Below are 18,035 nucleotides of genomic sequence, written 5' to 3' on the forward strand. Positions count from 1 at the left end.
ACTGGGGCCGCTTCGCAGCCCAACGCAGGGCAAGCCTGCTCGCCACAACAGCCCACTTGCAACAGACTCCGTGTTAACCGGTTGTGTAGATACCTATGGTAATCGCAGGCAAGCCAGCTCCCACAATTTGATTGGATTTCTTCAGTTATTTCGAGACGTCGGCGATAGCCTCGGCCAGTAATGTCAGACGCGTGGCATCAATGCCGGCCACATTCGCCCGCCCCGAACTGACCATATACACGCTGTGCTTCTCGCGCAGTTGCTTGACCTGCTCAGCACTCAAACCGGTATAGGAAAACATCCCACGCTGCGCACCAATATGCGCAAACTTTTCGGCCAGCCCATGGGGCGCCAGCGCTTCCACCAGCCCTGAGCGCAGTTGTGCAATGCGCGAACGCATGGCCTCAACTTCATCGCTCCAGCGCTTTTTCAGCTCGGCGTCGCCCAGGATGGTCGCTACCACGGCGGCGCCATGATCCGGCGGCGTCGACCACAGGTTGCGCGCGATATTCGCCAGTTGGCTGCGCACGTCCGTGAGCTTCTCGGCGTCTGCCGCGCACACGATCAGCGCGCCGACACGGTCGCTGTACAGGCCGAAGTTCTTCGAGCAGGAACTGGTGACCAGCACTTCCGGCAGTTCGGCGGCAAACAACCGCACCGCCCAGGCATCTTGCTCCAGGCCGTCGCCAAAGCCCTGGTAGGCGAAGTCGATCAGTGGCAGCAACTGCCGTTCGCGCACGATGTGCAATACCTGGCGCCAGTCGTCCTGGGACAAGTCAAAACCGGTCGGGTTATGGCAGCAGGCATGCAACAACACCACGTCGCCCTTGGGCACGGTGGCAAGCGTTGCGAGCATCGCGCCCACGTCCAGGCGGTTATCCGCGCCCACATACGGGTAATGGCTGACCTTGAGCCCGGCCTTGGCGAAGATGGTTTCGTGGATCGGCCAGGTCGGGTTGCTCAGCCAAACGCCACGGCCGGGCAGGTTTTGCGCGATAAAATCGGCACTCAGGCGCAGCGCGCCGGTGCCGCCAGGGGTTTGCGTGGCACCGGCGCGACGCTCGCGAATCAGCGCTGAATCGGCGCCCAGTACCAATTCGCTGATCAGCGAACCGAAGGCCGCATTACCGTGGCCACCGATGTAGGTCTTGGTGGTTTGCGTGTCCACCAGGCGTTGCTCGGCCAGTTTTACCGAGTGCGGAATCGGCGTCAGGCCCTGGTCGTCCTTGTAGACGCCCACGCCCAGGTCGAACTTGTTCGGGTTGGTGTCCTGGGCATACAGGTCCATCAGCCCGAGGATCGGGTCGCCGGGCACGCGGCCAATGGCATCAAAATGCATTACTTGCGGCCCTCGGCGTCCTTGGCCACTTCGTCGGTGCGCGCAGCCATGATGAAGTCGTTGCGGTGCAAGCCTTTGATCGAGTGGCTCCACCAGGTCACGGTGACTTTGCCCCACTCGGTCAAAAGGCCTGGGTGATGGCCTTCGGCTTCGGAGATTTCACCCATGGCGTTGGTAAAGGCCAGAGCGAATTTGAAGTTCTTGAACAGGAAAAGCTTTTCCAGCTGCATCACGCCGTCGCGCACTTCGATGTTCCAGTCGGGGATCTGCTTGATCAGTACCGGCAGCTCTTCGTCGCTGACTTGTGGGGCATCGGCGCGGCAGGCTTCGCAATGGGCTTGGTTCAAGGTGGTCATGGAGGTGTCCTGAATTCGAATGATTGAGATCAGTGGGCGTTACCCTAAAGCAACGCGCGGCCAGGGAACAGATTCACCTGGCCTCAAAATGTAAGGTTCAAGCAGCTTCGGGTTTGGGCGGGACTGCCTTTGGCGTGAACAGCGGCGCATGCAGACCCAGCTGCATACCGCGCTCGACCATGCCCATGATGTCTTCCTGCGCCACTTCAAACAGGCGCTTAAGCTCGGGCAGTACGAAGTACAGCGGTTGCAGGATGTCGATGCGATACGGCGTACGCATTGCTTCCAGCGGGTCGAAGGCCTGGTGTTCAGGTTCATCCGACAGGCAATACACGCTTTCTTTAGGCGACGACAAGATGCCGCCACCGTAGATGCGCCGGCCTTGCGGGGTGTCCACCAGGCCGAATTCGATGGTCATCCAGTACAGGCGCGCCAGGTACACGCGTTGTTCTTTGGTGGCCGCCAGGCCGAGTTTGCCGTAAGTGTGGGTGAATTCGGCAAACCATGGGTTGGTCAGCAGCGGGCAGTGGCCAAAGATCTCGTGGAAAATATCCGGCTCTTGCAAGTAGTCCAGTTCTTCGCGGGTGCGAATAAAGGTCGCCACCGGAAATTGTTTGCTGGCGAGCAATTCGAAGAAGGTCTGGAAAGGGATCAGTGCGGGGACGCGGGCAACTTGCCAGCCGGTGGTTTCGGCCAACACCTTGTTGATCTCACCCAGTTGCGGGATGCGGTCCAGGGGCAGGCCGAGCTTGTCGATGCCGTCCAGGTATTCCTGGCAGGCGCGCCCCTCGATCACTTTCAATTGGCGCGTGATCAGGGTGTTCCACACCGCGTGTTCTTCCGGCGGGTAGTGGATAAAACCTTGCGCATCGGGCTCGCGGGCCACGTAGTGCGTCTGCTTCATACGGCTCTCCTGCTAGGCATTCGTTCTTGTTATGTCCTGCGATGAGCCTATTGATAACGCGGAAAGTGCCGGATTCCATCGGGCTCCGGCGCTTACTCGTAGGAAAAGTTACCGTTATTCGTAAAGTTTTCGTTACGGTATGCCGACTTGTCGTTGTCTTGGGCTGGGAAAAGGTCACAAGCTGTCACATAATCTTGACGACTATCTGCGCCCAGCGGCAAAAAGACCCGGCGCTTTCCCACCTTTTGGGCTTTTTCATGCGTATTAAAGTGCACTGCCAGAACCGTATCGGCATCCTGCGGGACATTCTCAACCTGCTGGTGGAGTACGGCGTCAACGTCGCCAAAGGCGAGGTGGGCGGTGAGCATGGCAACGCCATTTACCTGTTTTGCCCAAACCTTGTGAACATGCAGTTCCAGGCGCTGCGCCCGCAATTCGAAGCAATTGCCGGGGTATTTGGCGTTAAAAGGGTAGGGCTGATGCCCAGCGAGCGTCGGCATATGGAGCTCAATGCGCTGCTCGGCGCCCTGGAGTTTCCGGTGTTGTCGATTGATATGGGTGGCTCCATCGTCGCCGCCAACCGCGCGGCGGCGCAGTTGCTCGGGGTGCGGGTGGACGAGGTGCCGGGCATTCCGCTGTCGCGCTATGCCGAAGATTTCGACCTGCCGGAGTTGGTGCGTGCGAGCAAATCGCGCATCAACGGCTTGCGGGTCAAGGTCAAGGGTGACGTGTTTTTGGCGGACATCGCGCCGCTGCAGTCTTCCGAGCACGACGACAGCGAGGCCATGGCCGGTGCCGTACTGACCCTGCACCGTGCCGACCGTGTGGGCGAGCGTATCTACAATGTGCGTAAGCAAGAGCTGCGCGGCTTCGACAGTATCTTCCAAAGCTCCAGGGTCATGGCTGCGGTAGTGCGCGAAGCCCGGCGCATGGCACCGCTGGATGCGCCGCTATTAATAGAAGGTGAAACCGGCACCGGCAAAGAGTTGCTGGCACGCGCTTGCCACTTGGCCAGCCCGCGCGGGCAATCACCCTTGATGGCGCTCAATTGCGCGGGCCTGCCGGAGTCGATGGCCGAGACCGAGCTGTTCGGCTATGGCCCCGGCGCATTTGAAGGGGCGCGGGCCGAAGGCAAGTTGGGCCTGCTGGAACTGACGGCGGGCGGTACGTTGTTTCTCGATGGCGTGGGAGAAATGAGCGCACGCTTGCAGGTGAAATTGCTGCGCTTTTTGCAGGACGGCTGCTTTCGCCGGGTGGGCAGTGATGAAGAGGTGTACCTCGATGTGCGGGTGATCTGCGCCACCCAGGTGGACCTGTCGGAACTCTGCGCCCGTGGCGAATTCCGCCAGGACCTGTATCACCGGCTCAACGTGCTGTCGCTGCATATCCCGCCGCTGCGTGAGTGCCTGGATGGCCTGGCGCCGTTGGTTGAGCATTTTCTTGACCAGGCCAGCCGACAGATTGGTTGCCCGCTGCCCAAGCTGGCACCGGCGGCCATGGACCGGCTCAGTCACTACCACTGGCCGGGCAATGTGCGGCAGTTGGAAAACGTGTTGTTTCAGGCGGTGTCGTTGTGCGACGGCGGCATGGTCAAGGCTGAGCATATTCGCCTGCCCGATTATGGGGTGCGCCAGCCGCTTGGGGATTTTTCCCTGGAAGGCGGGTTGGAGAACATCGTGGGGCGGTTTGAAAAGGCGGTGCTGGAGGCTTTGTACGCCGAGCACCCGAGCAGTCGGCAGCTGGGTAAGCGCCTGGGCGTATCGCACACCACCATTGCCAATAAGTTGCGCGATTACGAAATCCTCAAGACCGAGCGCGGTTAAACCTGTGGGAGCTGGCTTGCCTGCGATAGCGGTGTGTCAGTGATAAATGGGCCAACTGACCCAACGCTATCGCAGGCAAGCCAGCTCCCACAGTTGATCTTTGTCGTCCTTAAGACCGGAGCTTGCCGCAGGCGGCAGTAGTCCGCCGTTTTTTCGACTCTGTCCCTGCCACCTAATCTCTAAGCCTGCCCGCAAACCCCCGCCGCATATGGACTTCAATCTATTTTCAAAAGTTGGTTCGCAAATTGCTTAAGCCTCATCAGAGCAACGGTGGGCGGCAAGCGTCCGTCAGAAAGAGGATAGAGCGTGGACAAGTACCTTTATGTGGCAATGACCGGCGCCAGCCAGAATGCACTGGCGCAAAAGGCCCATGCCAACAATCTGGCGAACATTTCCACCAACGGTTTTCAACGGGACCTGGAGCAGGCGCGTTCGATGCCGGTGTTCGGTGACAGCTTTCCGGCGCGGGCATTTGCCATGACCGAACGGCCGGGCACCGACTTCTCCCAGGGCGCCATGATTGAAACCGGTCGTGACCTCGATGTGGCGGTCAGCGGTGACGGTTGGATGGCCGTGCAAACCCCGGACGGCGGCGAAGCCTACGTGCGCAGCGCCAGTATGAATGTGGATGCGCTGGGTGTGTTGCGTGCCGGCAACGGCATGCCGGTGATGGGCAACGGTGGCCCGATTGCCGTGCCGCCCGAGCAGAAAATCGAAGTGGGCGCCGACGGCACCATCAGCATCCGCGCCATGGGCGAAGGCCCACGCGTGATGGCTGAAGTGGACCGCATCAAGCTGGTCCAGCCCGACCTCAAGAACATGACCAAGGGCCTGGATGGCGCCATCCATACCAAGGATGGCAAACCGGCCCAGGCTGACGCGAACGTGCGGCTGACCTCGGGTTTCCTGCAGGCGAGCAACGTCAATGCGGTGGAAGAAATGACCGCCGTACTGTCGCTCTCCAAGCAGTTCGAGCTGCACATCAAGATGATGAACAGCGCCAAAGAAGACGACCAGGCCATGACTCGCGTTCTGTCGATGAGCTGATTGCCGGTTCACTGAAGACTAATTTTGCAGCACAGCGCCAACAAACAGGCGCACGAAGGAGAACACTATGCTTCCGGCTCTATGGGTTGCCAAAACAGGTTTGGCCGCGCAGGACACCAACCTGACCACCATTTCCAACAACTTGGCGAACGTGTCGACCACGGGTTTCAAACGTGACCGCGCCGAGTTCCAGGACTTGCTCTATCAGATCAAGCGCCAGCCAGGCGCCCAGTCGACCCAGGACAGCGAACTGCCGTCGGGCCTGCAACTGGGTACTGGTGTGCAGATCGTCGGCACCCAGAAGAACTTCAGCGCCGGTAACCTGCAGCAAACCAACCAGCCGCTGGACATGGCCATCAACGGCCGGGGTTTCTTCCAGATCCTGCAGCCCGATGGCACCACTTCCTACACCCGTGACGGTACTTTCCACCTCGACTCCAATGGCCAGATCGTCACCGCCAACGGCTTCGCGCTGGAACCGGCCGTTGTAGTACCGGCCGATGCCAAGACCTTTACCGTCGGCACCGACGGCACCGTGTCCATCACCGTGGCCGGTAACCCGGCGTCGCAAGTGATCGGCAACCTGCAAACCGCGGACTTCATCAACCCGGCCGGCTTGCAGGCAATGGGTAACAACCTGTTCCTGGAAACCGCCTCCAGCGGCGCGCCGCAAATCGGCACCCCAGGTCTCAACGGCTTCGGTACCACCCTGCAACAAACCCTGGAAACCTCCAACGTCAGCACGGTTGAGGAGATGGTCAATATGATCACCACCCAGCGCGCCTACGAGATGAACTCCAAGGTGATTTCCACCGCCGACCAGATGCTTTCGTTCGTAACGCAGAATCTGTAATCAAGTCTATGGGGCGCCTTTTGCGGCGTCTGCAACACCGTGAGGTAAGGGTCATGAATCGCTATGTTTCTGTTCTGGCATTGAGTGGGATCGCTGTGCTCGCGGGCTGTGTCGCCCCGTCGCCAAAACCCAATGACCCGTACTACGCGCCGGTGCTGCCACGCACGCCGTTGCCGGCGGCTGCCAACAATGGCTCGATCTACCAGGCCGGTTTCGAACAGAACCTGTACAGCGACCGCAAGGCCTTCCGGGTGGGTGACATCATCACCATCACACTGAACGAGAAGACCCAGGCCAGCAAAAACGCCAACTCGCAGATCGGCAAGACCAGCAAGACCGGCATCGGCCTGACTTCGCTGTTTGGTGGCGGCCTGACCACCAATAACCCTTTGGGCGATGGCGACCTGAGCCTCAATGCCGGTTACAGCGGTGATCGTGCTACCAACGGCAAGAGCGCGGCAGGGCAGGGCAACAGCCTGACCGGTTCGATCACCGTGACGGTGGCGGATGTGTTGCCCAACGGCATCATCGCCGTGCGCGGTGAAAAGTGGATGACCCTCAACACCGGCGACGAGCTGGTGCGTATCGCGGGCATGGTGCGTGCCGATGATATTTCCACCGACAACACCGTGCCGTCGACGCGCATTGCCGATGCACGCATTACCTACTCGGGTACGGGTTCGTTTGCTGATGCGAGTCAGCCGGGCTGGTTCGACCGTTTCTTCCTTAGCCCGCTGTTCCCTTTCTAGGTGGCCATTTTGAACCTCAAACAGCTGATGGCTGCCGCGTTATTGCTGGCCTTGAGCGCAGGGGCACACGCCGAGCGGTTGAAAGACATCGCCAGCATTTCCGGCGTGCGCTCCAACCAATTGATCGGCTACGGACTGGTAGTGGGGCTTAACGGTACGGGTGACCAGACCACCCAGACCCCGTTCACCCTGCAAACCTTCAACAACATGCTCTCGCAGTTCGGCATCAAGGTGCCGCCTGGGTCGGGCAACGTGCAGCTCAAGAACGTCGCGGCCGTGTCGATCAGTGCCGACTTGCCGGCGTTCTCCAAGCCGGGCCAGGTGGTGGACATCACCGTGTCGTCCATCGGTAACTCGAAAAGCCTGCGTGGCGGCACCTTGCTGATGACGCCGCTCAAAGGTATCGATGGCAACGTCTACGCCATCGCCCAGGGCAACCTGGTGGTCGGCGGTTTTGACGCCGAGGGCCGTGACGGCTCGAAAATCACCGTTAACGTGCCATCGGCCGGTCGCATTCCCGGTGGCGCCACCGTTGAGCGCACCGTGCCCAGCGGTTTCAACCAGGGCAACAGCCTGACTTTGAACCTCAACCGTTCGGACTTCACCACCGCCAAGCGTGTGGTCGACAAGATCAACGACATGCTCGGCCCTGGCGTGGCTCAGGCCATCGACGGCGGCTCGATCCGTGTGACGGCGCCGCTCGACCCAAGCCAGCGCGTCGACTACCTGTCGATCCTGGAAAACCTTGAGGTCGACCCGGGCCAGGCGGTGGCCAAAGTCATCATCAACTCGCGCACCGGCACCATCGTGATCGGCCAGAACGTCAAGGTCTCGCCGGCAGCAGTCACCCACGGCAGCCTGACCGTGACCATCACCGAAGACCCGATCGTCAGCCAGCCTGGGCCGCTGTCCAATGGCCAGACGGCAGTGGTACCGCGCTCGCGGGTCAATGCCCAGCAAGAAGCCAAGCCGATGTTCAAATTCGGCCCCGGCACCACCCTGGACGAGATTGTCCGCGCGGTGAACCAGGTGGGCGCAGCGCCTGGCGACTTGATGGCGATTCTCGAAGCTTTGAAACAGGCCGGCGCCTTGCAAGCCGACCTGATCGTGATCTAAGGCCATGGCCATGGATATGCACAAAAGCGGGTTCACCAGCACGGCGGATTCGGGGTCTTATTCCGACCTCAACCGGCTGAACCAGCTCAAGGTCGGCGCCGACAAGAACAGCGAAGGCAACATGCGCAAAGTCGCGCAGGAGTTCGAGTCGCTGTTCCTGAGCGAGATGCTCAAGTCCATGCGTTCGGCCACCGAAGCGCTGGGCAAGGACAACCCACTGAACACCCCGGCTGCCAAGCAGTACCAGGAAATGTATGACCAGCAGTTGGCAGTCTCGATGTCCCGTGAAGGCGGTGGTATCGGTTTGGCTGACGTGCTGATGCGCCAGATGCAGAAGAACAAGCCGGTTGAGGCGCAGTCGTCGACCTTGCAAGGCCCGGCGGCGGCCGAGCCGGTCAAGGCCAGGAAGGTCGATGTGCCGACCGAAATTGCCGCCGGCACCCAGGCAAATGGGCCGTTGGGGCGCTCCAATGGCCAGCGGCCGTTGTGGGCTTACCGCGTTGCGGAGCCGCAAGGTACCAGCGCACACACCAACGACATGGAGCTGATGAACCAGCGTCGCATGGCGTTGCCGAGCAAACTGACCGATCGCCTGCTGGCCGGCATTGTGCCGAGCACTCAGCCCGCCACGCAGGCCGCGAGTGCGCCACTGCGTAACAGCGCCGCCACCGATAACGTGGTTAACAGCGCCGCGCGCAACTTTGCCGTGCCAAGCGGACGCATGCAGGTTTATGGCCGCGCGATTGCCCAGCCACCGCTGGCGCCGGCGAAAAAAGCCTTCAGCTCGCAGGACGAATTTGTCGCCACCATGCTGCCGATGGCCAAGGCGGCCGCAGCTCGCATCGGGGTCGATCCCAAGTACCTGGTGGCCCAGGCCGCGTTGGAAACCGGTTGGGGTAAATCGGTGATGCGCGCCGAGGACGGCAGCAGCAGCCACAACCTGTTCGGCATCAAGGCCGGGCAGAGTTGGCAGGGCGGCCAGGCGCGTGCAATCACCAGCGAGTTTCGTGCAGGGGCGATGGTCAAGGAAACGGCGCAATTTCGTTCCTATAACTCCTACCAGGACAGCTTCCACGACCTCGTGACATTGCTGCAAAGCAATGATCGCTATAAAGAAGTTGTGAAATCAGCCGACAACCCGGAACAGTTTGTACGCGAGTTGCAAAAAGCCGGATATGCAACCGACCCGGACTACGCCAGCAAGATTTCGCAGATCGCCAAAACGATGAACAGTTACCAGAACTTCGCTGCCGCTGGCGCAACCACACATTTATAAGGTCTGAACCATGAGTTTGCTCAGTATCGGGATGTCAGGACTCAATGCCTCTCAAGGCTCGTTGTCGGTCTTGAGTAACAACATTGCCAACGTCAATACCCCGGGATACTCGCGTCAGCAGACCACCCAGAACGCCAGCGCCAGCAACCAGTATGGCGGCGTGTTTATCGGCAGTGGCACAACGCTAGCGGATGTGCGCCGCATTTATAACGACTTCTTGGGCGCGGCCTACCAGAGCAGCACCGCCCTTAATAGCGATGCCAACGCCTACGCGGGCCAGGCCGCCGCCATCGACAAGACCCTGTCGGACAAGTCCACGGGGATGTCGGCCGTGCTCAGCGCGTTTTTTGCCTCTTTGCAGAACGCCGCGGCCACGCCCAGCGACGTATCCGCGCGGCAGTTGCTGATCACCAACGCCCAGACACTGAGCAATCGCTTCAACGCGATTTCCACGCAGTTGACCCAGCAGAAAGAAAGCATCAACGGTCAGCTGCAGACCATGAGTGACCAGGTCAACAAGCTGACCTCGTCGATTGCCTCGCTCAACAGCCAAATTGCCACGGCACAGGGTTCTTCGACCAGTGCGCCGGCCAACCTGCTGGATGCGCGCAATGAGGCGGTGCGTTCGCTCAATGAGCTGATCGGCGTGACGGCCACCGAGAAGAACGGCCAGTTCAGCATCACCACCGGCACCGGCCAATCGCTGGTAGAAGGCAGCGTTGCCAATACCATTTCGGCGGTGCCGAGCAAGAACGACAACAGCCAGTACACCATTCAGTTGAACATGGGCGACACGCCGATGGACATCGGCAATGTGGTCAGTGGCGGCAGCATTGGCGGCCTGTTGCGTTATCGCAGTGATGCGCTGATGCCGGCCATCAACGACCTGGGACGCATCGCCATTGCCACCGCCGACAGCGTAAACAGCCAGTTGGGCCAGGGCCTGGACCTGAACAGCGATTTCGGCTCCTCGTTGTTTGGCGACATCAACAGCGCTGCGGCGATTTCCCAGCGCAGCCAGGCGGCCGCCGGTAACAGCGCAGGTTCGGGCAACCTGAACGTGACGATTGCCGACAGCAGCAAGCTGTCGACCTTCGACTACAAGGTGACCTTCACCAGCGGCAATCAATACAACGTGGTGCGCTCCGACGGCAAAGCCATGGGCTCGTTCGACACCACCACCACGCCACCGCCGGTGATTGACGGCTTCACCCTGGCCTTGAACGGCAAGGGGCCAGTGGCGGCCGGTGACAGCTTCAAGGTCAGCCCGACGGCCAATGGCGCCAGCGGCATCAGTGTCGACCTCAAAGACCCGAACAAACTCGCGTTCGCCGCGCCCTTGGCCGGCAATGCCAGCAAGACCAATACCGGCACCGGCGCGTTCACCCAGCCGACCTTGACCGTGCCGATCGATATCGACGGCGGCGCCGCCACTGCGCAGTTGCGCACCGGAATCGAAAACTCGATGCCGGTAAAAATGGTATTCGGCAAGCCGGCGGCGGACGGCACCCAGTCCTATGCGATCAGTGATGCCCAGGGCAACCCCATCGGCACCGGCACCATCATTCCGGGCCAGGGCAACAAGGTCAGTGTGAACGTGCCGATGCGTGACGCCAGCGGTGCGTTGATCCCCGGCAAAAGCTTCAGCTTTGACACCACCGTGTCCGGTTCGCCGGCCAATGGCGACAGCACCACCTTTTCGTTCAACAGTGGCGCCACCTCCGATGGTCGTAATGCCCAGGAACTGCTGGGTTTGCAGACCAAGGCAACGGTGGGTGCAGTGGACGGCAACGCGGGCGTCAGCCTGGTCAGCGCCAACAGCCGGTTGGTCTCCCAAGTCGGCTCCAAGGCCGCCCAGGCCAACACCGACAGCACCGCCACCGGCGCCTTGCTGGCGGCGAACAAGGCGGCCAGCAACTCAGTGTCCCAGGTCAACCTGGACGAGGAAGCGGGCGACATGATCAAGTTCCAGCAGTACTACACCGCGTCGTCGCAGATCATCAAGGCCGCGCAGGAAACCTTCAGCACACTGATCAACGCCCTTTAAAGGAGTCTGGAACGATGCGTATCTCTACACAGCAGTATTTCGACACCAGCTCCAGCAAGTATCAGGACAACTATTCGGGTGTGGTGAAGGCCCAGGACCAGGCGAGTTCCGGCGTGCGTGTGCAAACCGCGTCCGATGACCCGGTGGCTGCCGCCCAATTGCTGATGTTGCAGCAGCAGAAAGACATGCTGGGGCAGTACAACGGCAACATCACGACCTTGCAGAACTCGCTGAATAATGAAGAAAGCGTGTTGGGGAGCATTGATACCGCATTGGGCGCCGCGCAGGGCCTGGCGTTGCAGGCGGGTAACCTCAAGCTCAGCAATGATGACCGCAAGGCGCTCGCGGCCCAGGTCGGCGCGCTTGAAGACCAGGTGTTGGGCCTGCTCAATACCAAGGACGCCAGCGGCAACTACATGTTCTCTGGGGCCAAGACCGATACACCGCCTTACAGTCGCAACAACGATGGAACCTACACCTACCAGGGCGATGAAACGCCGCTGAGCCTGCAAGTGTCGAGCAGCCTGACGGTCGCTATGGGCGATACCGGCAAGACTCTGCTGGAAAGCTCATCCAACACTGGTCGCACGCAAACCTCGATTCTGCCGCCAGCGGTCAATGACGGCAAAGTCTCGATTTCGGCAGGCCTGGTCACTTCCGGCACGGCGTACACCAAGAGTTTTGCCGATGGACAGCCGTATAAGCTGACCTTCTCCAGCAGCACTCAATACAGCGTGAGCGACAAGGACGGTAACGACGTGACCTCCGAGATCACCGGTAACGGCACGTTTGACTCCACCAAGGAAGGCGCTTCGAGTGTCAACCTGCGCGGCGTCAAGTTCGACATTAAGCTTAATCTGGGGGCTGATGTTGCCTCGGGTCCGGCCTCGGACGCGCTGGTGGCGGGCAAGGCGTTCACGCTGGAAAGCAAGCCAGACACATTCAGCAGTTCGCGTACGGCGAGCAATCCGTCCACCGCGCAGTTAACCGGTGGCCGCGTCACGGATCAGGCCGCCTACGCCAGTACTTTCCCGAACTCCGGGGCGGTGATCAAGTTCACCAGCGGCAATGCCTATGAGGTCTATGCCCAGCCCTACAGCGCCAACAGCAAGTCGATTGCCACTGGCACCATGGCCACCGGTGCGACGTCGATCACGGCGGCTGGTGTAACCTTTGATGTGAGCGGTACGCCGGGTGCCGGTGATCAGTTTTCCCTCGGCGCCACCAGCAACAAGAACATGAACGCCCTGGATACCTTGGGCCAACTGCGCAAGGCGCTGGAAGCCCCGGCCGATGGCGACCCGGTGGCCATGAACAAGCTCAAGGATGTGCTCAACACCAGCATCGGCAACCTGACCAACGCTTCGGCGCAGATCGATCAGGTGCGCGGTTCGATTGGCGCACGCCAGAACGCCCTGGATATTCAAGGCCAGGAAAACACCAGCCTGGGCCTGGCCAATACCTCGACCATGTCATCGCTGGCCAACGTCGATATGGGCCAGGCTGCCATTGACCTGACCTTGCAGCAGACCATGCTGCAAGCCTCGCAACTGGCCTTCGTAAAAATCTCCCAGTTGAGCCTGTTCAGCCGCATGTAATCGGCGGTAATACAAACGGCCCAGCCTGGAAACAGGGTGGGCCGTTGTCGTTTCTGCTGCCAGGAATGTTGCAGGGTTTTGCACAAAGCGCACAAAATTGAGTGACCTGTGAGTCATAAAGCGCATCTTCACTGTATCGTGTGAAAAGGATAAGTCGCTTGCGAGTCTTTACGCGGCGGCTTTCAGCGATATTTTCATGGGGTTATCCCCTTTATTGTCAGCGCTCCCGGCCAAGCCCGAGGGGTGTTATCCAGCTATTTAGTATTGGGAAGCCACAATGATTGGCATAAAAAGCATCGCCAGTTACGTGCCGGCAGACGGGGTTGATAACTACGCCCAGGGCGCCAAATTCGCCAAGGATGAAGATTTCATCATCGGCAAGATCGGTTCGGCGTTCCTGCCGCGCAAGGATGCTGCGCAGGAAACTTCTGATCTGTGTGTCGAGGCAGTCAACGCCTTGTTTGCGGCCAACCCGGATTTGAAGCGCGAATCCATCGACGCGCTGATCGTTGTGACGCAAAACGGCGACGAAGAGGGTTTGCCCCACACCGCCGCCATCGTCCAGGACAAGCTGGGCCTGCCCACCCACGTGGCAGCGTTTGATATTTCCCTGGGCTGCTCGGGCTACGTCTACGGCATCTATGCGATGAAGGGCTTCATGGAAGCCACCGGCCTGAAAAATGGCCTGTTGATCACCGCCGACCCGTATTCGAAGATCGTCGACCCGGAAGACCGCAACACCACCATGCTGTTCGGCGATGCCGCCACCGCCACCTGGATGGGTGAAGACGCGCCGTGGTTGCTGGGCAAGTCCAAGTTCGGCACCGACGGTTCCGGCGCGCCGCACCTTAAGGTCAGCGACGGCGTGTTTTTCATGAACGGCCGCCAGGTGTTCAACTTCGCGTTGCTCAAGGTGCCGGCACATTTGCACGAGCTGCTCAATGAGTCGGACCTCAAAGCTGACGAAATCGACGCATTCTGCATCCACCAGGGCAGTGCGGCGATTGTTGACGCGGTCGCGCGGCGTTTCGAAGATGCGCCCGTGGAGAAATTCATCAAGGACATGGTCGAGACCGGCAACACCGTGTCCTCGAGTATTCCGCTGCTGCTGGAAAAGCACATGATCGACGGCGATTGGAAGCGGGTTGCCATCAGCGGTTTCGGCGTTGGCCTGTCGTGGGGCTCGGCGATTCTCTATCGCCCGTAACGCTCTAATAGGCTGCACACAAAAACGCCCGGGTTCAAAAAGCCTGGGCGTTTTTTATTGTGGCGAGCGGGCTTGCCCCGCGTTGGGCTGCGCAGCAGCCCCAAGATGTCAGCGGCCCATGAATTCAGGACTTTTCAGCCGCTTTAAGCCCTTGAATTACAAAGGGTGGCCCCGTGCTAGTAAAAAAAATCAAAAAAGTCCTCAAGCAACCTGCTTTCACGACGATAACTATTACGAAGGTTCTCTAGGCCACACCCGGCGGTTGCCAGGGCCGGAAGCCGCAGTACACCACCCACGAGGATTTCGTCATGGCTTTAACAGTAAACACCAACCTTGCTTCGTTGACCGTTCAGAACAACCTGAACAAGGCTTCCGGCGCCCTGCAAACCTCCATGCAGCGTCTGTCCTCCGGCCTGCGTATCAACAGCGCCAAAGACGATGCGGCCGGCCTGCAAATCTCCAACCGTCTGACCAGCCAGATCAACGGCCTGGGCGTTGCGATCAAAAACGCCAACGACGGTAGCTCCATTGCTCAGACCGCTGAAGGCGCAATGCAGCAGTCCACCAACATCCTGCAAAGCATGCGTACCCTGGCTCTGCAATCCGCCAACGGCTCGCCAAGCGCTGAAGACCGTAAGTCGAACCAGGCTCAATACGCTGCTCTGACTGCTGAATTGACCCGTATCGCTACCACCACCACCTTCGGTGGCAAGAACCTGCTGGACGGTTCTTTCGGTACCACTTCGTTCCAGGTCGGCGCCAACGCCAACCAGACCATCGACATGAGCATCGGTAACGTTGCAGCCAACAACATTGGTTCGCAGCAGCTCAAATCCGCTGGCGTTGCTCCAAGTGCTACAGGCTATGGCGGCGGCTTGATCACTGTTACCGGTGGCGGCCAGTCCAAAGACCTGACCATCGCTGCTAAAGCTTCTGCCAAAGACGTTGCTGCTGTAATGAACGGCGCTGTCGGCGGTCTTGCAGCTACTGCGAGCACTGTTGCCCAGTTCACCCTCGACTCCAGTGCCATCACTACTGCAAGTGCTGCCGGCGCCAACTTCACTCTGAAAGTCGGTAGCGGTACCGCAGTTCAGTTCACTGGCGTGACCAGCGCTTCTGACCTGGCTGACCAGCTGAAGTCCAACGCTGCCAAGTTGGGTATCACCGTTAACTACGATTCGACCACTCAAGCGCTGTCGGTCAAGTCCGATACTGGTGAAAACCTGACTTTCGATGCTGGCAACGCCGGTGCTGTTGCTGGTATCAAGGTCGCCACCCAAGACGGTGCAGGCGCTCTCGGCACCGCCGTTGCGCTGGATGCAGGCCCGATCATCGCCACCGGTGCGGTTTCGCTGAACTCTTCCAGCAGCTACTCGCTGAGCGGCGCTGGCGTTGCTGGTCTGTTCGCTACTGCCAACTCGCAGAAAACCACCGTCAACAACACTGACATCACCACTGCCGCCAACGCACAGAACTCGATCGACGTAATCACTCAAGCGATCTCCGACATCGACTCCCAACGTGCTGGTCTGGGTGCTGTTCAGAACCGTTTCGACAACACCGTAGCCAACCTGCAGAGCATTGCCGACAACTCCAGCGCCGCTCGCGGTCAGATCCAGGACGTTGACTACGCTGCTGAAACTGCTCAGTTGACCAAGCAACAAACCCTGCAACAGGCTTCCACTGCGATCCTGTCCCAGGCCAACCAACTGCCATCCGCTGTACTGAAGCTGCTTCAGTAATAGCCATCGGTAGATGACTGACGGAAGGGCGCGTTTACGTGCCCTTTTGTCTTTTGCGTGATGAGGAGATTGGACATGGACATGAGCGTCAAGTTGAACCTGTCTTATCCAGCAGCGGCGCCGCAGAGCGCGCCTGCACCCGTAAACAACGACCTGCACAAAAACAAGGTCGACCCTGCGGTAGCCGCGGTTCAAACCCAGCAAGACTCGAAACCGTCCGACCTCGAACAGGCCGTTACGGATATTCGCAAATTCGTTCAGGCTGCCCAGCGCAACCTGGAATTTTCCATCGATGACTCCAGCCATCAGGTGGTGGTCAAGGTGATTGCAACCGACAGTGGCGAAGTCATTCGTCAGATCCCGTCGGAAACTGCATTGAAACTCGCACAAAGCCTTCACGACGCCAGCAACGTGTTGTTTGACGCGAAAGTCTGAGCTGGCATGAATTTTGTTGCTGTAGCTGCTTGAGGCGTCGTTCGTCAATAAAGCGCCAGCCCCGATCAGGAGAAGTGTCATGGGTGATATCACGGTAAGCGGCCCGGTTACGGGGATTAATACCGAGTCGATCGTTACGGCCTTGGTGAATGCTGAACAAGCACCCAAGCAGTCGCAGATCAACAAACAGACGCAGACGCAGACCGCCCAGCTGTCCTCGATCGGCAAGATTCAAGCGGCACTGGATGCGTTCCGTGGCGCCATGGACAACATGTCCAAGGACGCCAGTATCGGCGGCTTGTCTGCGACCACCTCCGATACCAACGTTTCTACTATCACCTTGGGAGCCGGTGCATCCGCAGGCAGCTACCAGTTGGTGGTCAATCAGTTGGCGACAGCCTCAAAAGTTGCGACCCAGACCTTTAAGACGGGTGCGAGTACGGTAGTCAATACCGGTACGACGTCAACGACGCTGGAGATTTCTCAGTCTGGGCAGAGTTATGGTGTCAGCGTTCCGCCTGGGGCGACGTTGCAGCAGGTGCGTGATTCGATCAATGCGCAATACAGCAGCATTGGCCTGAGTGCCAACATCCTGACTGACTCCACTGGTTCCCGTCTGGTCATGACATCGACCAATACGGGTGTCGGCACCGACATTACCATGGGGGGTAACTCTGGCCTTGAGGTTGGGACGTCAGTCGTGACCCAGCCGCTGAACGCGCAGTACACCATTGACGGTACTGCTCAGGAATCCAAGAGCAATACCCTGACTGACGCGATTAGTGGCGTAAGTATTAAGTTGACTGCTGTGTCGCCTCTGCCTTCTGGTGTTACAGACCCTAAGGCTCAGCGGGTAGCGTCGACTATCACCATCGCGCGCAATAACGACACTCTCAAGAGTTCGGTAAAGGGGTTTGTCGACACCTATAACGCTTTGATGACGGCGATCGGGACCGAGACTAAAGTCACCACCAACGCCGATGGTTCGACCACACCTTCCGCGCTGACAGGCGATGCCACCATGCGCTCCCTGCAGCAGGCGCTGCGTAGCGAGCTAAATGCGCTAGGAGGGTCGGGCACGTTGAAGTCCCTGGCTCAATTTGGTGTGAACACTGATTCAGGCACCGGCAAACTGAGTATCAATGACAAGATCTTCAGTGCCGCCATCGCCACCAACCCCACCGACATCGGCGGCATTTTCAACGGTGACAGTGGCCTGCTGGCGCGCATGAAAACCGCGACTGATAGCTATGCGCTGAGCAACACCGGTGTGCTGGCAACGCGTTCGTCGACGCTGTCGAATAACCTCAAGGACCTGCAAAACCAGCAGGACACCCTGACCGCGCGCATGGCCGCCCTCAAAACGAGCCTGACCACCAAGTACACCACCATGAACAACCTGGTCGCCCAGCTCACCAGCCAACGCTCCAGTGTCATGACCACGCTCAACGCGCTGAACAAGTCGAATTCGGACAGTTGATTCGCACTGAGAGCCGCCCGGTGATCCTGCGCCGGGCTCGGCCTTGAGCAGATCGCCGGGTTA

General features: G+C 59.5%; 15 protein-coding genes. 12 read left to right on the forward strand and 3 right to left on the reverse strand.

Translation table 11 applies throughout. The features are described from left to right. Positions 1–145: 145 nt before the first annotated feature. The 3 genes from ASE80_RS15755 to phhA all read right to left on the reverse strand — a co-directional run bounded on the left by ASE80_RS15755 (position 146) and on the right by phhA (position 2,599). Positions 146–1,339: an amino acid aminotransferase gene (locus tag ASE80_RS15755; protein ID WP_056859740.1), complete on the reverse strand. Its 1,194-nt coding sequence runs from the start codon at positions 1,337–1,339 to the stop codon at positions 146–148. Then, positions 1,339–1,695, reverse strand: a complete 357-nt coding sequence (locus tag ASE80_RS15760) for a 4a-hydroxytetrahydrobiopterin dehydratase (protein ID WP_056859741.1) — start codon at positions 1,693–1,695, stop codon at positions 1,339–1,341. The genes ASE80_RS15755 and ASE80_RS15760 overlap by 1 nt, the downstream gene beginning before the upstream one ends. Before the next feature lie 97 nt (positions 1,696–1,792). After that, a complete protein-coding gene (gene phhA / locus ASE80_RS15765) occupies positions 1,793–2,599 on the reverse strand; it encodes a phenylalanine 4-monooxygenase (protein WP_017134919.1) in 807 nt (268 codons plus the stop codon). Between the two features lie 257 nt (positions 2,600–2,856). On the opposite strand from phhA, the gene ASE80_RS15770 reads away from it, so the two are divergent. The 12 genes from ASE80_RS15770 to fliD all read left to right on the forward strand — a co-directional run bounded on the left by ASE80_RS15770 (position 2,857) and on the right by fliD (position 17,972). Further along, complete coding sequence (locus tag ASE80_RS15770; protein ID WP_056859742.1) at positions 2,857–4,422, forward strand: sigma-54-dependent transcriptional regulator; 1,566 nt, start codon at positions 2,857–2,859, stop codon at positions 4,420–4,422. 306 nt (positions 4,423–4,728) lie between these two features. Further along, on the forward strand, positions 4,729–5,469 hold the full coding sequence (locus ASE80_RS15775) for a flagellar basal body rod protein FlgF (RefSeq protein ID WP_017134921.1): 741 nt from the start codon (positions 4,729–4,731) through the stop codon (positions 5,467–5,469). Positions 5,470–5,536: 67 nt separating this feature from the next. Next, entirely contained in the window at positions 5,537–6,322 is a 786-nt protein-coding gene (gene flgG, locus ASE80_RS15780) for a flagellar basal-body rod protein FlgG (RefSeq protein WP_056859743.1), read from the forward strand. A gap of 53 nt (positions 6,323–6,375) precedes the next feature. After that, positions 6,376–7,071, forward strand: a complete 696-nt coding sequence (gene flgH, locus ASE80_RS15785) for a flagellar basal body L-ring protein FlgH (RefSeq protein ID WP_056859744.1) — start codon at positions 6,376–6,378, stop codon at positions 7,069–7,071. A gap of 27 nt (positions 7,072–7,098) precedes the next feature. Beyond that, positions 7,099–8,187, forward strand: a complete 1,089-nt coding sequence (locus ASE80_RS15790; RefSeq protein ID WP_225933067.1) for a flagellar basal body P-ring protein FlgI — start codon at positions 7,099–7,101, stop codon at positions 8,185–8,187. A 4-nt stretch (positions 8,188–8,191) separates the two neighbouring features. Beyond that, positions 8,192–9,463, forward strand: a complete 1,272-nt coding sequence (flgJ, locus tag ASE80_RS15795) for a flagellar assembly peptidoglycan hydrolase FlgJ (RefSeq protein WP_056859745.1) — start codon at positions 8,192–8,194, stop codon at positions 9,461–9,463. Between the two features lie 10 nt (positions 9,464–9,473). Then, positions 9,474–11,510, forward strand: coding sequence for a flagellar hook-associated protein FlgK (flgK, locus tag ASE80_RS15800; protein ID WP_056859746.1), 2,037 nt, complete (start codon positions 9,474–9,476; stop codon positions 11,508–11,510). A 14-nt stretch (positions 11,511–11,524) separates the two neighbouring features. After that, positions 11,525–13,108: a flagellar hook-associated protein 3 gene (locus ASE80_RS15805; protein ID WP_056859747.1), complete on the forward strand. Its 1,584-nt coding sequence runs from the start codon at positions 11,525–11,527 to the stop codon at positions 13,106–13,108. Positions 13,109–13,385: 277 nt separating this feature from the next. Beyond that, the gene (locus tag ASE80_RS15810; protein ID WP_053257317.1) at positions 13,386–14,315 is read left to right on the forward strand and encodes a ketoacyl-ACP synthase III; all 930 of its coding nucleotides are present in this window, start codon (positions 13,386–13,388) and stop codon (positions 14,313–14,315) included. A gap of 308 nt (positions 14,316–14,623) precedes the next feature. Next, positions 14,624–16,057, forward strand: a complete 1,434-nt coding sequence (locus ASE80_RS15815; protein WP_056859748.1) for a flagellin N-terminal helical domain-containing protein — start codon at positions 14,624–14,626, stop codon at positions 16,055–16,057. A 75-nt stretch (positions 16,058–16,132) separates the two neighbouring features. Beyond that, on the forward strand, positions 16,133–16,492 hold the full coding sequence (locus ASE80_RS15820; protein WP_056859749.1) for a flagellar protein FlaG: 360 nt from the start codon (positions 16,133–16,135) through the stop codon (positions 16,490–16,492). A 79-nt stretch (positions 16,493–16,571) separates the two neighbouring features. Next, positions 16,572–17,972: a flagellar filament capping protein FliD gene (gene fliD, locus ASE80_RS15825; protein WP_056859750.1), complete on the forward strand. Its 1,401-nt coding sequence runs from the start codon at positions 16,572–16,574 to the stop codon at positions 17,970–17,972. The last annotated feature ends 63 nt before the right edge of the window (positions 17,973–18,035 follow it).

The organism is Pseudomonas sp. Leaf15 (assembly GCF_001421425.1).
In the GTDB taxonomy this organism is placed as follows: Bacteria; Pseudomonadota; Gammaproteobacteria; order Pseudomonadales; family Pseudomonadaceae; genus Aquipseudomonas; species Aquipseudomonas salomonii.

Bases quoted from the DNA above. Each gene is read 5' to 3' on its own strand.
- flgK (WP_056859746.1), top strand. From the start codon at position 9,474: ATGAGTTTGCTCAGTATCGGGATGTCAGGACTCAATGCCTCTCAAGGC.
- ASE80_RS15755 (WP_056859740.1), bottom strand. From the start codon at position 1,339: ATGCATTTTGATGCCATTGGCCGCGTGCCCGGCGACCCGATCCTCGGG.
- ASE80_RS15820 (WP_056859749.1), top strand. From the start codon at position 16,133: ATGGACATGAGCGTCAAGTTGAACCTGTCTTATCCAGCAGCGGCGCCG.
- fliD (WP_056859750.1), top strand. From the start codon at position 16,572: ATGGGTGATATCACGGTAAGCGGCCCGGTTACGGGGATTAATACCGAG.
- flgH (WP_056859744.1), top strand. From the start codon at position 6,376: ATGAATCGCTATGTTTCTGTTCTGGCATTGAGTGGGATCGCTGTGCTC.
- flgG (WP_056859743.1), top strand. From the start codon at position 5,537: ATGCTTCCGGCTCTATGGGTTGCCAAAACAGGTTTGGCCGCGCAGGAC.
- ASE80_RS15790 (WP_225933067.1), top strand. From the start codon at position 7,099: ATGGCTGCCGCGTTATTGCTGGCCTTGAGCGCAGGGGCACACGCCGAG.
- ASE80_RS15810 (WP_053257317.1), top strand. From the start codon at position 13,386: ATGATTGGCATAAAAAGCATCGCCAGTTACGTGCCGGCAGACGGGGTT.
- ASE80_RS15760 (WP_056859741.1), bottom strand. From the start codon at position 1,695: ATGACCACCTTGAACCAAGCCCATTGCGAAGCCTGCCGCGCCGATGCC.
- ASE80_RS15770 (WP_056859742.1), top strand. From the start codon at position 2,857: ATGCGTATTAAAGTGCACTGCCAGAACCGTATCGGCATCCTGCGGGAC.
- phhA (WP_017134919.1), bottom strand. From the start codon at position 2,599: ATGAAGCAGACGCACTACGTGGCCCGCGAGCCCGATGCGCAAGGTTTT.
- ASE80_RS15815 (WP_056859748.1), top strand. From the start codon at position 14,624: ATGGCTTTAACAGTAAACACCAACCTTGCTTCGTTGACCGTTCAGAAC.
- flgJ (WP_056859745.1), top strand. From the start codon at position 8,192: ATGGCCATGGATATGCACAAAAGCGGGTTCACCAGCACGGCGGATTCG.
- ASE80_RS15805 (WP_056859747.1), top strand. From the start codon at position 11,525: ATGCGTATCTCTACACAGCAGTATTTCGACACCAGCTCCAGCAAGTAT.